This is a genomic window from Neobacillus vireti, from assembly GCF_036962465.1.
GTDB lineage: Bacteria > Bacillota > Bacilli > Bacillales > Cytobacillaceae > Neobacillus > Neobacillus vireti_B.
Map to the genome: position 1 here is coordinate 27,289 of NZ_JBALNF010000072.1, position 13,755 is coordinate 41,043.

The 13,755-nt window shown below is 39.8% G+C and carries 10 protein-coding genes and 9 tRNA genes; 1 reads left to right on the top strand and 18 read right to left on the bottom strand.

Going from position 1 to position 13,755, the window contains the following annotated elements; translation table 11 throughout:
- Nucleotides 1-6: 6 nt before the first annotated feature.
- A complete protein-coding gene (locus tag V7077_RS25245; RefSeq protein ID WP_335507078.1) occupies nucleotides 7-729 on the bottom strand; it encodes a CBS domain-containing protein in 723 nt (240 codons plus the stop codon).
- Between the two features lie 89 nt (nucleotides 730-818).
- Entirely contained in the window at nucleotides 819-1,658 is an 840-nt protein-coding gene (locus V7077_RS25250) for a deoxyribonuclease IV (protein ID WP_335507080.1), read from the bottom strand.
- Between the two features lie 197 nt (nucleotides 1,659-1,855).
- Between V7077_RS25250 and V7077_RS25255 the strand changes: the two genes are divergently transcribed.
- Nucleotides 1,856-2,215 carry a response regulator transcription factor gene (locus tag V7077_RS25255; protein ID WP_335507082.1) on the top strand — a complete coding sequence of 120 codons (360 nt, stop codon included), beginning with the start codon at nucleotides 1,856-1,858 and terminating at the stop codon, nucleotides 2,213-2,215.
- A gap of 60 nt (nucleotides 2,216-2,275) precedes the next feature.
- Here V7077_RS25255 and dacB read toward each other — a convergent pair whose 3' ends face one another.
- The 16 genes from dacB to V7077_RS25335 form a co-directional block, all read right to left on the bottom strand.
- The gene (gene dacB / locus V7077_RS25260; protein WP_335507084.1) at nucleotides 2,276-3,784 is read right to left on the bottom strand and encodes a D-alanyl-D-alanine carboxypeptidase/D-alanyl-D-alanine endopeptidase; all 1,509 of its coding nucleotides are present in this window, start codon (nucleotides 3,782-3,784) and stop codon (nucleotides 2,276-2,278) included.
- A 379-nt stretch (nucleotides 3,785-4,163) separates the two neighbouring features.
- Nucleotides 4,164-6,740, bottom strand: a complete 2,577-nt coding sequence (locus V7077_RS25265; protein ID WP_335507086.1) for a DEAD/DEAH box helicase — start codon at nucleotides 6,738-6,740, stop codon at nucleotides 4,164-4,166.
- A 385-nt stretch (nucleotides 6,741-7,125) separates the two neighbouring features.
- Nucleotides 7,126-7,317 (bottom strand): YbxH family protein, encoded by a 192-nt coding sequence (locus tag V7077_RS25270; protein WP_335507088.1) that lies wholly within the window; start codon nucleotides 7,315-7,317, stop codon nucleotides 7,126-7,128.
- 242 nt (nucleotides 7,318-7,559) lie between these two features.
- Nucleotides 7,560-10,229: a pyruvate, phosphate dikinase gene (gene ppdK, locus V7077_RS25275; protein WP_335507090.1), complete on the bottom strand. Its 2,670-nt coding sequence runs from the start codon at nucleotides 10,227-10,229 to the stop codon at nucleotides 7,560-7,562.
- 2 nt (nucleotides 10,230-10,231) lie between these two features.
- Nucleotides 10,232-11,047 carry a pyruvate, water dikinase regulatory protein gene (locus tag V7077_RS25280; RefSeq protein WP_335507091.1) on the bottom strand — a complete coding sequence of 272 codons (816 nt, stop codon included), beginning with the start codon at nucleotides 11,045-11,047 and terminating at the stop codon, nucleotides 10,232-10,234.
- A 19-nt stretch (nucleotides 11,048-11,066) separates the two neighbouring features.
- Nucleotides 11,067-11,735, bottom strand: a complete 669-nt coding sequence (locus V7077_RS25285) for a helix-turn-helix transcriptional regulator (protein ID WP_335507094.1) — start codon at nucleotides 11,733-11,735, stop codon at nucleotides 11,067-11,069.
- Between the two features lie 174 nt (nucleotides 11,736-11,909).
- Nucleotides 11,910-12,719: a bifunctional DNA-formamidopyrimidine glycosylase/DNA-(apurinic or apyrimidinic site) lyase gene (gene mutM, locus V7077_RS25290; protein ID WP_335507096.1), complete on the bottom strand. Its 810-nt coding sequence runs from the start codon at nucleotides 12,717-12,719 to the stop codon at nucleotides 11,910-11,912.
- Between the two features lie 130 nt (nucleotides 12,720-12,849).
- Nucleotides 12,850-12,923 (bottom strand) — tRNA-Ile (locus V7077_RS25295).
- Between the two features lie 5 nt (nucleotides 12,924-12,928).
- Nucleotides 12,929-13,002, bottom strand: a tRNA-Gly gene (locus tag V7077_RS25300).
- 18 nt (nucleotides 13,003-13,020) lie between these two features.
- A tRNA-Leu gene (locus tag V7077_RS25305) sits at nucleotides 13,021-13,105 on the bottom strand.
- Between the two features lie 24 nt (nucleotides 13,106-13,129).
- A tRNA-Trp gene (locus V7077_RS25310) sits at nucleotides 13,130-13,203 on the bottom strand.
- Nucleotides 13,204-13,208: 5 nt separating this feature from the next.
- Nucleotides 13,209-13,293 (bottom strand) — tRNA-Tyr (locus V7077_RS25315).
- A gap of 14 nt (nucleotides 13,294-13,307) precedes the next feature.
- Nucleotides 13,308-13,400: transfer RNA gene (locus tag V7077_RS25320), tRNA-Ser, on the bottom strand.
- 25 nt (nucleotides 13,401-13,425) lie between these two features.
- Nucleotides 13,426-13,502, bottom strand: a tRNA-Met gene (locus V7077_RS25325).
- A 26-nt stretch (nucleotides 13,503-13,528) separates the two neighbouring features.
- Nucleotides 13,529-13,604 (bottom strand) — tRNA-Ala (locus tag V7077_RS25330).
- 20 nt (nucleotides 13,605-13,624) lie between these two features.
- Nucleotides 13,625-13,701: transfer RNA gene (locus tag V7077_RS25335), tRNA-Pro, on the bottom strand.
- Nucleotides 13,702-13,755 lie beyond the last annotated feature (54 nt).

Consider the following 13,755-nt stretch of genomic DNA (forward strand, 5'->3'; position numbering starts at 1 on the left):
TTGAGTTTACTCAATTGTATAGTCAATTTGAATCAGATCCCAGGCAGTGATGATTCCTAAAGGAACTTCATCTATTTTCCCGTTTTCAGTAATAATTACGCCTTCGATTTTACGTTTCTTTTTATGGGCCTTTTCAAAAATGTTTTCTATCTCAAAAATATTTATATCTTTCGAGACAATCTCAATAGAATGCTCTTTTTCGAATTCCATGATGTCTGATACCTTAATATTTGATAGATTCACCATACCATTTTCCATATTTTGTGCCATCCATTTCATGATGGTACCAGCTGTCAAAAGACCAATACATTTTTTATTATGATAGATTGGAAATTTAGAATAACCGTATTCCTTAATAGCATCTGTCACTTTTAAAATGCTATCGTTATGATTAAAGTAAACAACCCTTTTTGTGGCAATACTCATTGCATAATTAGGCTGGCTTAAAACATTGGCTATTTTTTCAATGTGGTGTACAACCTTGGCATTGGGCTCAGCAATATAAAAGCCAACCTCCATTTTTTCATGAACAATGGCATTTCTCAACCTCGCATATTGCTCTAAGTCCTTTTTAAACGTATCGATAATTTGATATTTTTTTGCCCCGATTTTCACTAACACTATGAATCTCTCATCATTTATTTGAACGATATCCCTTAAGGCCTCATGAACCTGATTGAAGGCTACCTCAAAACGCTCTGACAAAAGTTGCCCCTGCTTTTTATTCATAATCCATTCTCCCATATTCTTAAGCTTCTTTAATTTATTTACCCGTTAATTTTATAGTAAATTCAACACTCGAAATTTTCAAGAAACTTCTAATTCCATTTTTGCATAATCATATCAATCTCTTCTTTGTGACTGACCCCTTCATCATCAGGGGTTTCTAAAATTAACGGGATTCGTGCCAATACTGATGACCTTACAAGTTCTTTCAACTGATCCGCATTAATATAACCATTTAGGCTGTTAAAAATATTGGCATGACGGTCCTTTTTGGAACCTGTTGGATACTTGGAATTATTCAAGTGAATTACCTTTAATTCCTCCCAATAACCCAAGCTCTCACCTTTCTCAATAAACCCCTCCGTATTTCCCCCATTCCAAAGACCACTTGCAAATGCATGGCAAGTGTCCAAGCAAAAACCGACTTTTTCAGGATAATCACATAAATTCCGAATTTGAACGAGTTCCTCAAGGGTTGTGCCGAGTGCTCCCTTTGTCCCTGCATTATTTTCTAAGAGAATCAGAGAGCTTCCGTTCCACTTACTCAGTACACTGTTGAGTATTTTTAACATCAAATGATAACTGGCAAGCGGATCTGTTTTACTAATTTGACTGCCATAATGAACAACTACCCCGATTGAGCCGCAGGCATCTGTAATTTCTAAATCATTAAGAAGAGAGGCAATCGTTAGCTCTTGTTTGTCTATTTCAGGGGTTAAGCTGGTAGAATAGGGAGTGTGGGCCACGGAATAAAGCTGATGTTCAAGACAAAAATCGCTACAGCTTTTCGCATCTTCCCGATCGAACTCTTTGATAGACAAACTTCTTGGGTTTTTAGGAAAATATTGGAAAGCGGTTCCGTGATTTCGTACTGCTCTTTTTGCTGCCCCTGTATATCCATCTCTAATGCTTACATGACTACCGATTATCATGGGATCATCCCTTCTCATCAACCAGCGTGATAGGGGTTATTTTTTGTAGCTGCCGTTATTTCTATACAGCAAGATGGTTTTACTTCCGAAGAAAGAAAGAAAAATAAACATCATTTCTACTATCTATATGATAAAAATTTTTCCTGTGGTAGAATTAGGTAAAAAGATATAAACGGTTTTAGGGGGTAGTGGGGTTAGTGAAAATCCTTGTTGTAGAAGACGAAATTAGGATCAGTAATTTATTAAGATTATACTTGGAACGTGAAGCGTACCAGGTTGATGTGGTCGATAATGGGCAAGATGGTTTGGAATGGGCTTTAAAAAAAGATTATCATTTAATCGTTTTAGATGTCCTGATGCCTGGAAAAAATGGGTACGAGATACTCGAAGAGCTTCGAAGGATAAAAAAGACGCCAGTGATTATGCTTTCGGCAAAATGTAGTGAGGAAGATATAAAACGAGGAAAGGATTTGGGAGCAAATGAATTTATTGCTAAACCATTTAGCCCTAGTATGGTCGTTTCAAAAATAAAAGAAATATTAATACAAGAAACGTAGGAAAGAACTAAAAAGAAAAGAATAAATTAGGCTGCTATTTAAACAGCCCTATTCTTTGAATTATTGATTTGCTAATATGGTTACAAGGGTGTCCTCAATTTTTTTCCCCTTTGTTTCATCAAGCATATTATTTAATAAGATAGAGAAAATTAGGATTTGCCCACTTTTCGTGTTCACATATCCAGATAAAGAAGTCACAGTTGAAATCGTTCCTGTCTTGGCTCTTACCCTTCCTGCCATACTAGGGTCTGTTAAGCGTTTCCTTAACGAACCACCGACCATTTTATCAGAATTACCTGCGACAGGAAGCGCATTTAAATAGACAGGAAACCATTTTTCCTTCTGGACCGAAAATAATAGCTTAGAAAGTTGATTGGCCGGAACACTATCCACATGGGAGATTCCTGACCCATCCCTTATCACCATTATATTAGGATTTACTCCTAACTTAGCCACTTCTGATTTCATCACTGTTAATCCTTTATCCCAACTCCCTTCTCCTTTTTTTAATTTCCCCATTTCCTTGATCAATATTTCCGCATGAACATTATTGCTAAGTTTCATAAATGGGACAAGCAATTGCGATAACGGCATTGATTGATGTTTAGTTAACAGTTTTGCCTGTTCAGGGACTGTACCTGTTTTTATTTTTCCTGTTACTGTTATCCCACGTTCTGTTAAAGCTTGTTTAAAAAGAGTTGCTGCAAAACGTGTTGGCTCCCAGACACCAACCCATTCCTTTGATTCTTTGGCATTAAGCGGTAGAGTTCCTTCTATCGTTACGGTGTTTTTGGAGTGTTCCCGTTCAATCTTTATCTTTTTTTTGCCATCTTTAGCAACTGTTACAGCATGGTTAATTATTTTTATATAATTACTTTTTGGTGTAACCGTTATTTTTACCTTCTCACCGATTTTCGTTCCAGGTTTCACCTTTACCCTAACCGAACCTGAATCATATTCTTTTGTTGGAGAAACAGTTAGAGCAGAAATTTGGGCACCGTAGTAGGCAGCTTCATCACTCCATGGCATATCGAGTGGATAGCGAACATGATCGTAACGAGAATCATCCGCGACCAAATTCCCTTTAATTTTTTTTACACCGATTCTCTCAATTGCCATCGCCATATTCTCAATATCATCCTCAAGTAAGGTGGGGTCACCATTTCCTTTTAAATAGAGATTCCCTTGAATGATTTTCTTTATCTTCTTTGCATCCGTTTTTACTTCCGTGGAAAAGGTATAGTTTTCACCCAAGACCTTGAGAGCCGCTGCGGCAGTCAATAGTTTCATGTTAGAAGCGGGCCGCAGGCGGACATCGCCTTGGTAATCATATAAGATTGCACCGTCAGCTGCAGACCTGACACTTATTCCGGCAATCGCCCCTTGCAAGGCCGGCTCTTTCATGATGACTTGGTTCAGCTGATGAGTCATACTCTGTTTAGCGGTCATTGCTCTTACCTGCGTATAGGGCATTAAGGAAATCGTCATCGTTATGAATATAATGATTATATTTTTACCTATTTTTATCAAACTATTTCCAGCCTTCCTTTTTTTATGAGTGTTTCCCATCCTTTACAAATTATGATAAAAAAACCTGGGACCATAAGGACCCAGATTTTTGAATATGGGTCAAATTCCTTGTAAATATTCTGCATCGTCCTATCAGTTGGAGCTTTTTCACCATTGAATTCTGCATACTTCTTAAATTCATCCAATTCATATGGATCATAATGATCACCGAAAATTAAATCTTCAAAATACTTTGCAGGGACTTGTCCAGGTACATCGCCCTCAGAATAGTAAATAAATAGATACTATATTACCATTATTTAGATGCCCGGAATATAGGTCCTTTAGTCAAATCCACTTCCTCTTTAGTGCCATTTTCAACACTAAAAACAAGTAATGAAAAAAAGACCTGATTTAGGCCTTTTTTACACTTTCTATATTAATAGTCCTCACCATATCGATATCGTTTATACTTGGCAGCATGACAAGCATCACAAGTCGGAAAGCTATGATCCCATGGAAGTTTTTTTCCACACGTTTTACACTTCTTAACAAATTTTCTTATATCTGTTTTAAGCCGGTCTTGAACCCTGTCACTTACCTCTTCGCGAAGACGCTCCCAATAAATGGCCTCCGTTCGCTGACCTAGCCTGTATAAAAATAAAAGATGCAGCCCAATGGCCTTATAACTTAATTCTAAATCCTCAAGGCTTCGATCCTTTACAGACGGTTCCGGCAGCTCCCTGCCTTGAATGAGGGCATACATGGTATCTTCCCATTGTCGCGTTAACACCTGTTCATTCTTTGAAAAAGGAAGGTGTAAAAAACCGTATAGGTCCATTAAAGAGAGACGCGCTTCCACTTCAGTCCCCGCAATAATTTGGTATAGTGACTTTTCTTCTGATAACGAAGCTTTTTTTGTCCCCAGAGGACTTTCAAATTTATCCCATAGTTCAAAAAATGTTCCTAAGTCATGATAGTAACGCTGAAAGCGTTCAAAGACCGAGTTAGTTGGGGCAATGGCAAAGGTATGAACCGGCTTATCCTCCTGCTCCAGTAAATTCCGCATTTTCTTAATATCGCTCGTGAAAGCGACTTTGCCGACATCATAAATTCCTTTCCGACCAGCACGACCGGCTATTTGCTTCACTTCTTGTGAAGTTAACAACCTTCTTCTGGTACCATCAAATTTGTCATTTTCCAGAAAAACAATACGTCGAATTGGCAAGTTTAACCCCATTCCAATCGCATCGGTTGCGACAATCACTTTGGTCTTTCCGGTATTAAATTGCTCAATTTGTTTTTTTCTAGTTTCCGGAGGCATACTCCCGTAAATCATGCTGACGGAATGGCCGTCATTTTGGAGCCTTGAAGCCGTTTCTAACACCCGTCTCCTTGAAAAACAGATTAAGGCATCGCCCTTTTTAACGTGTTTGATATTAAATTCTTTCTTTTCCACTTCAAGAGGGGTATCGCGGCTATATTCGTGAATTTCAATATTAGCATCACCTAATAACTGCAAAACCATGGTTCTCGCATTACGGCTGCCAATGATATGGACCTCCTCTGCATTGGCTTTGGTAATCGCTTTATACCAAGCAAAACCTCGGTCCTTGTCAGTTAACATTTGGGCTTCATCAATAACCACAACCTCGTAATACGATTTTTCGTGGAACATTTCAACAGTACTCGAGATATGCCCGGCACCGGCAACGATTTTTTCTTCTTCTCCTGTTTTTAGGGAACAAGCTATTCCTTCTGCATTTAATTTGTCGTAAACCTCAAGTGCTAATAAGCGAAGCGGGGCTAAATATAAACCGCTGGCAGCCTCTTTCATCTTTTCAAGCGCATGATGGGTTTTACCGGTGTTGGTTTCGCCAATATGCAGAACATAGCGGACATTTCGCCTTAATGAAGGATCATACTCTTCCCCAAAGATATCCCTCATCATCCGTTCTTCCGCTTCTTTTTTGCGCTCAAGTTCCTCCTCTTCTGCTTTTTTCTTTATTTCCCGCTCCTGGTAATCCTTTTCAAAAATTTCTCTATGAATATTCTCGTCAAAAGGGACTTCTGATAATTTTAATAAATCAATAAGATATTCTTGCTGGATATCTTCAATAAAATAACTCTCTACATCATATAAAGGCTGTGTGATGCTTCCCTTGACAAAGGATGCTGAAATTTCTTGATGAAAGGTTTCGTAAAAATCTTCCTTAAGATCATTCGGCAGCTGTTCGAGTACTTTCTGGGGAATTAAATCTGACAGATAATCAGAAATTAAGCTTTCATAAATGAAGAAATAGGTTTGATATTCGTAAAAACTCCTCCCCCAATGCAAGGTTTTATGAATATCGCCTGTTAGTTCTTCAAAAAAGGTGGCAACGGTTGTATAGGCAGACGGATTGAATGCACCTTGATCAACCAATTTTTCTTCAAGGGCAAAGGTATCAACCGATTGGAACTTTACATTATTTTTAATATCTGCATCCAGTTGTTTGGCTGCGAAGTATCGAACGTATAAATAAAATAGTTCGTATTGATCCTCCAAAATTCCAACTGCAACATCCTCTATTTCCGTTTGGATCATGCGCTTCTGTTCTTCAAGTTTTTTCTGTTCTTCCCGCTTCACGAAGTTCTCCTTAGCATCATGAAAGCGGCTAGTCCACTTTTCCTTCTGACCTTCAAACTGTTCTCTAAGCCATTCCATCGCATCAAAAGGTAAATAGGTTCTCATTTCATCGCGAAAAAGTTTATTGATGAGCTTACGATCAATCCCTTGAACTTCAAATCCTTGTTCACTTAAAAATTGCTTCTTTTCGTTCTTTGGAACATCGTTTGTTACTTTGTTCAGCCAAACATTTACCCATATTTGCTCACTATAATGTCCACGATCAGCTAGATATTGTTCAAATGAAGGCAATGATTCCTTAGTTTCTAAATACCGATCGATATCTTCATAGATTTTCACTTTTGTCTGTTCAATCGCTTGAGGGTATATAGCGGTTAATTTATTCAAATCTCATCCCTCCAGGGAAAATTTGATTTTCCTTTTTTCTCGAAGTTATGTATAATGTGAGTATAGATTATCGTATAGTAAAAAAGACCGAGCATGACGATAAAACGGCTCGGTCATGCAATAGCTGCTTCCCTTATACGGGGATCGGCGTTACGGACCATAATCCACCGCTTCTGCTTGCCGGCTCAAGGGTGGATTATTTTTTTTTGTGGAAGGACAGAACCGTGACAATGAGACTAGCAAACGATAAGCTAAACATCAATGCCTGAAAAACTGTCAAAAAGCATCACCCCCTTTCTGTTAGGAGATGTGCCGTCCACCCTTGAGAAAAACATGCTATTGCATGTTCATTATAGCATTAATCAAAATATCGAACAAGTGTTCTTTAAATATTATGTTTATTACAGTAATCATCAACTAATTCCTCAATTTTGTCCAGTTCAGGATATTTTCCGGTAAACTTAAATTGAATTTCTTCAATAAAATTCTCGTGATTATACACATGTATTGCTCCATTTTGCTGGATCACACTATATTCAGGTACAAATCGGTATCCACTTCGTTCAATTGCCCCCATTAATAGACCCCTTTTTCATTTTTTATTATAGTATAATCGGAAAATGTGGAGATTATCATGCTTTAAAAAAGTTCTGTTTTTGCGATTGGCTCATTCTTTGAGAGGATTGGCTGTTTTTCTAAGTTTAATGGCCGATTCTCAACTGGTTTTGGCTCATTTTTCGACCAGTTATGGCTATATTTACAGAACTAACCATTTTAACAAAAAAAGAAAAGGATGCACACATCCTTTTCCCATGTTATTTAGGCAGTTGTATAAACCTCTTCTTTGTTTAATTCATGACGAATAGTAGCCTGTGCTGCGGCTAAGCGGGCAAGCGGTACACGATATGGGGAGCAGCTGACATAGTCTAGACCCATTCTGTAACAGAAATCAATCGAGCTTTTCTCCCCGCCATGTTCGCCGCAAATCCCTGTCTTTAACGACGGCTTTGTTCCGCGGCCAAGCTTCACACCTGTTTCAACTAATTTGCCAACCCCGTCTTGGTCCAGTACAGCAAATGGATTATCCGGCAGGACTTTATTTTCAATATATGCCTGCAGGAATTTTCCTTCTGCATCATCCCGGCTATAGCCAAACGTGGTTTGCGTTAAATCATTGGTTCCGAAAGAGAAGAAGTCAGCTTCCTCGGCAATTTGATCGGCCGTTAAGGCGGCACGAGGAATTTCTATCATTGTACCGATTGTATAATGGAAACTTTTCCCCGTTTCTTGTTGGACTAACTCTGCTGCTTCGATCACTAATTGGCGCATTTGCTTTAATTCGTTCACATGACCGACTAAGGGGATCATGATTTCAGGCTGTACTTCCAAGCCTTTTTCAGCAAGTTGTGCAGCCGCATAAAAGATGGCTTTTGCCTGCATGTCATAAATTTCTGGATAAATCATCCCTAATCTGCAGCCGCGGTGCCCCAGCATTGGGTTAAATTCATCTAAATGGCGAACCTTTTTCAGCAATTGCTCTTTCTTCTTTAATTCAGCTGATTGTGGATCAGTAATTTGAAGTTTCGTTACTTCTACTAAAAGTTCCTCTTTATCTGGTAAAAACTCATGGAGCGGCGGATCCAGTAAACGAATGGTAACCGGGAAGCCTTGCATGGCTTCAAAAATCCCTTCAAAATCCCTCTGCTGCATCGGTAACAGCTCGCTTAAGGCTTCCATTCTTTCAGAGTAATTACCTGCCAAAATCATTTTTTGGACGATTGGAATCCGCTTCAAATCCATGAACATATGCTCCGTACGGCATAGTCCAATGCCGCCAGCACCAAATTCAAAGGATTTCTTCGCATCTTCCGGATTATCTGCATTCGCACGTACGCCCATTTTACGCTCTTGGTCAGCCCAAGCTAAAAGAAGTTGAAATTCATCGGAAAGTTCCGGGTCAATCATTGGGATTTCCCCAAGCATAATTTCTCCGGTGGAACCATCGATGGTAATAATTTCACCATAATTCACCACTGTTTCACCAACAGTAAATTGTCTCGCTCTTAAATCAATTTTTAACGCCTCACATCCACAAATACAAGCTTTACCCATCCCACGTGCAACAACAGCAGCGTGGCTGGTCATTCCTCCACGGCTTGTTAAAATCGCTTGCGCGGCGACGATGCCATGAATATCGTCAGGAGTTGTTTCCGGTCTAACGAGAATGACTCGCTTTCCCTCATTCCCTAAACTTTCCGCTTCATCAGCATCAAATACTACCTGACCTGTTGCTGCTCCCGGTGATGCGGGCAATCCTTTAGCTAAAATATTTTTTGGGAATTTGTCATCAATCCTGCGGTGAAGCAGTTGGTTCAACTGATCAGGATCTACGCGCATTAAAGCCGTCTTTTTATCAATAATTCCTTCTTGAACCATCTCAACGGCTATTCGGATCGCCGCTTGTGCCGTCCGTTTCCCATTCCGGGTTTGCAGGATGAAGAGCTTGCCTCGTTCTACTGTGAATTCGATATCTTGCATTTCCTTATAATGCTGTTCAAGAATTTTACATGTATCTGTAAATTGCTTATATACCCCTGGCATTTCATCCTTTAGAGTAACAATTGGCTGTGGTGTCCGAATACCCGCAACAACATCCTCTCCCTGGGCGTTTATTAAGTATTCACCGTATAGAACATGCTCGCCTGTTGAAGGATTTCGGGTAAAGGCAACACCAGTCCCTGAATCATTGCCCATATTGCCAAACACCATACTTTGAATATTTACAGCTGTTCCAAGGTGGTCTGGGATTTTATTCAGGCGGCGGTAAACGATGGCGCGCTGATTGTTCCAGGAATTAAAGACAGAGTTAATCGCAAGGAAGAGCTGTTGCTTTGGATCTTGAGGAAAGTTTTTCCTAGTATGCTTTTTAACAATCCCTTTATAGCCTAGGATTACCTCCTGCCAATCCTCTGCTGTCATTTCTGGATCCGAACTGTAGCCTTTCTGTTCGCGTGTTTCTTCTAATAATTGCTCGAAGTAAAATGTATCAATTTCTAGCACTACATTACTAAACATCTGAATAAAGCGGCGGTAGGAATCATAAGCAAAACGAGGATTATTTGTTAATGCTGCTAAACCTGCTACCGTTTCATCGTTCAATCCTAAGTTTAAGATTGTATCCATCATCCCTGGCATTGAAAAAACGGAGCCAGACCTTACGGACACTAGTAATGGGTTTTTAGGATCGCCCAATTTTTTTCCCATTTTTTCTTCTAAACGGCTAAGCGCTTCCAGTGTTTGATGTTCTACTAGTGCTGGAATGGTTTTACTAGCTTCATAGTAAGCATTACAGGCCTGAGTTGTTATCGTAAAACCAAATGGCACTGGAAGGCCAATTCTAGTCATTTCAGCAAGATTTGCCCCTTTACCTCCAAGTAAGTCTCTCATATTACCGTTTCCCTCATGAAATAAGTAAACAAATTTATCCATCTCTAAAAGCTCCTCTCTTTTTTTAAAACGTCTAGTATTAACCCTGCAGTTTCTTCCACGGCTTTGTTGGATACATCAATAATCGGACATCCTACCCGCTTCATGACTTTTTCTGCATGATCCAGTTCTTTTAAAATTCTTTCAAAACTAGCGTAATTTGCCCTTGATGCTAATCCTAACGCCCTTAGCCGTTCTTTGCGGATTTCATTTAGCTTATCTGGTGAAATTATGAGACCGATGCAATTCTTTCTTGGAATTTGAAATAACTCATCAGGCGGCTGCACTTCCGGAACGAGCGGAACATTGGCCACCTTAAACCGCTTATGCGCCAAGTACATTGATAGCGGTGTTTTAGATGTACGTGATACCCCTATAAGGACAATATCGGCCTTTAATAGCCCTCTTGGGTCACGGCCATCATCGTACTTTACGGCAAATTCAATCGCTTCTATTTTTCGAAAGTACTCCTCATCGAGCTTTCTCATTAATCCTGGGCGGTGATGCGGTTCTTTATTAAATTTAGACTCGAATGCATTCATCAATGGACTTAACAGGTCAACTGCCATAATTCCTTCTTCGGCAGCACGACGATCTAAATACTCTTTTAAGGTTGGTATCACAATCGTATAAGCAATAATCGAATTCGATTTTACGGCTAATAGTATGACGTCCTCAATATCTTCAAAATCTTCCACATAGGAATTACGACGAATGTCCACCTGTCCCCCGTTAAATTGTGTAGCCACTGCCTTCACAACAAACCCAGCTGTTTCCCCTACTGAGTCGGAAACCACATAGACCACTTCTTTTTGTGCCAAAATGACAGCCACTCCTCCCCTAGTCTAATTTTTCATCCATAACTTCTAAATATGCCCTTGTAATGGTTGTTTTTGTAATACGTCCCACCAGCAAATATGTATTCGTCTGTTCGTCAGATTTTCGCACAACTGGAAGAGAATCAATGTGATTCTGAATCATTTTTTTAGCTGCCTCAAGTAAGGTTTCTTCTGGGTAAATGGTGATAATATTAGGCATCCTTGTCATAATGACGCTTACTGGCAACTCCGAAAGATTTTGGTTACCAAGTGATGCTCTGAGCAAATCCTTCCTAGAAATCACCCCAGCTAGACTGCCCTCGGAATCTACCGCGTAAAGTGTGCCGACATCCTCTAAAAATAATTGGACAATGGCATCGTAAACAGAGGTTGATTTTCCAACTACAATCGGGTGCGCTTTAAAATTATTGACACTTTGATGCAGGACTCGGTCGGCTTGGCGCTTAACCTTAAATTTGTCATTATAAAAATATCCGACACGCGGTCTAGCATCGATATTTCCTGACATGGTTAAAATCGCTAGGTCAGGTCTTAACGCTGCCCTCGATAAAGACAACCTTTCTGCAATCTCTTTTCCTGTGATTGGCCCGTTTTGCTTCACAATCTCCAGTATTTCATCCTGACGCTTTGAAAGTTTTATCTTTACCACCCCCTTTATCCCTATTATCATGTTATAATATATGTAACTATTTTAAATGTGTTATACTTATTTTTATTTAGTATATAACATTTAAATATAAAGTGAAATAGTTATTTTCAAAAAAACATGATATGTAAATTAAAAAGACACAAACGATACTGAAACATTGCTTGTGTCTTTTTATAAGAAGGTATTATTAGTACTCTATTTCTGGCAGTTTGGACAATAGAAAGTTTTTCTAGAGGAGATTACCTCGGTAACAATGGTCGAACCACAGCGATTACATAGCTGTCCTTCGCGGTCATAGACCTGGCATCGATTATTAAACCCACCAGTTAACATGTCTTCCTGAAATAGTGGATTATCCATATATCCTCCATTCTTTATTCCTTCTTGAAGAATATTTTTCATTGAGTTGTAGAGTTTGCTTCGATCACCATCATTTATGTCATCAATATCCTTGGTCGGTTTTATGCCAGCCTGAAAACAAATCTCTGCAGAGTAACAATTACCGATACCAGCAATAAATGATTGGTCAAGCAAAGTGGTTTTTAAACGTCCATGTTTAGCACCGATTCTCTTTAAAAATTCATTTACGGTAAATTCCGGATCAAATGGCTCTGGCCCCAAGTCCGACAGCTTTTTCTCTATTTGAGTTTGACTATATAGATGTAAGTATCCTAACCGGAGCCCAATAAAATAAAGATGGTTTTGTCCAAATGATAGTCGAACCTGAATCGTTCTTTTTGGTTTTTCTGATTCTGTACCGAAAAACATCCATCCCCCCAACATTAAGTGTAATAATAGCCTTTGCTCATTTTGCAGCTGGAAAAGAAGATGTTTTCCTCGACGTTTGATATCGATAATTCTCTGGTGCTGAACGGTTTTTTTGAAGAGATCAGGATTGATATTGATGGATTTTTCTCGATTTATTTGGACATCTGTTATCAAGTGATTTGCGATTTTTTCTTTTAACAGGTTTTTATAGTTCTCCATTTCCGGGAGTTCAGGCATGTTGGACTCCTTTCTCATTCCATTTTCTTACTATCGTTCCCCATTACAATGCAAAAAATAAATTATCAAACTTCTTTTAGACACAAAAAAACCGAACAGAAACCTGTTCGGTTTGATACAACATTTATAATGGGCCTAAATGGACTCGAACCATCGACCTCACGCTTATCAGGCGTGCGCTCTAACCAGCTGAGCTATAGGCCCGTTATTGGAGCGGGTGATGGGAATCGAACCCACTACATCAGCTTGGAAGGCTGAGGTTTTACCAGTAAACTACACCCGCAAAAACTATAATGGAAGATGGTACCGATGGTCGGGGTCGAACCGACACTCCTTGCGGAACACGATTTTGAGTCGTGCGCGTCTGCCAATTCCGCCACATCGGCATGTTCAGTATTGAAAAAATTATATGGCAGGGGCAGTAGGAATCGAACCCACACTGAAGGTTTTGGAGACCTTAGTTCTACCTTTAAACTATGCCCCTAAAAATGGTGGAGGGGGACGGATTCGAACCGCCGAACCCTGAGGGAGCGGATTTACAGTCCGCCGCGTTTAGCCACTTCGCTACCCCTCCAAAGAATATAAAAATGGCGGAGGAAGAGGGATTCGAACCCCCGCGCGGTTTAACCCGCCTGTCGGTTTTCAAGACCGATCCCTTCAGCCGGACTTGGGTATTCCTCCATTTAAAGAACCATATTTATAATTATGGTAGCGGCGGAGGGGATCGAACCCCCGACCTTACGGGTATGAACCGTACGCTCTAGCCAGCTGAGCTACACCGCCATATGACATTTTTATTTTAAATAAATTGGTGGAGTCTAGGGGGATCGAACCCCTGACCTCCTGCGTGCAAAGCAGGCGCTCTCCCAGCTGAGCTAAGACCCCGTTATGTTTAATGAATTTCATGGTCGGGAAGACAGGATTCGAACCTGCGACCCCTTGGTCCCAAACCAAGTGCTCTACCAAGCTGAGCTACTTCCCGAAACATTAAAGTAAGATACATCATAAAAATTAAATATGGTGCCGAGGACCGGAA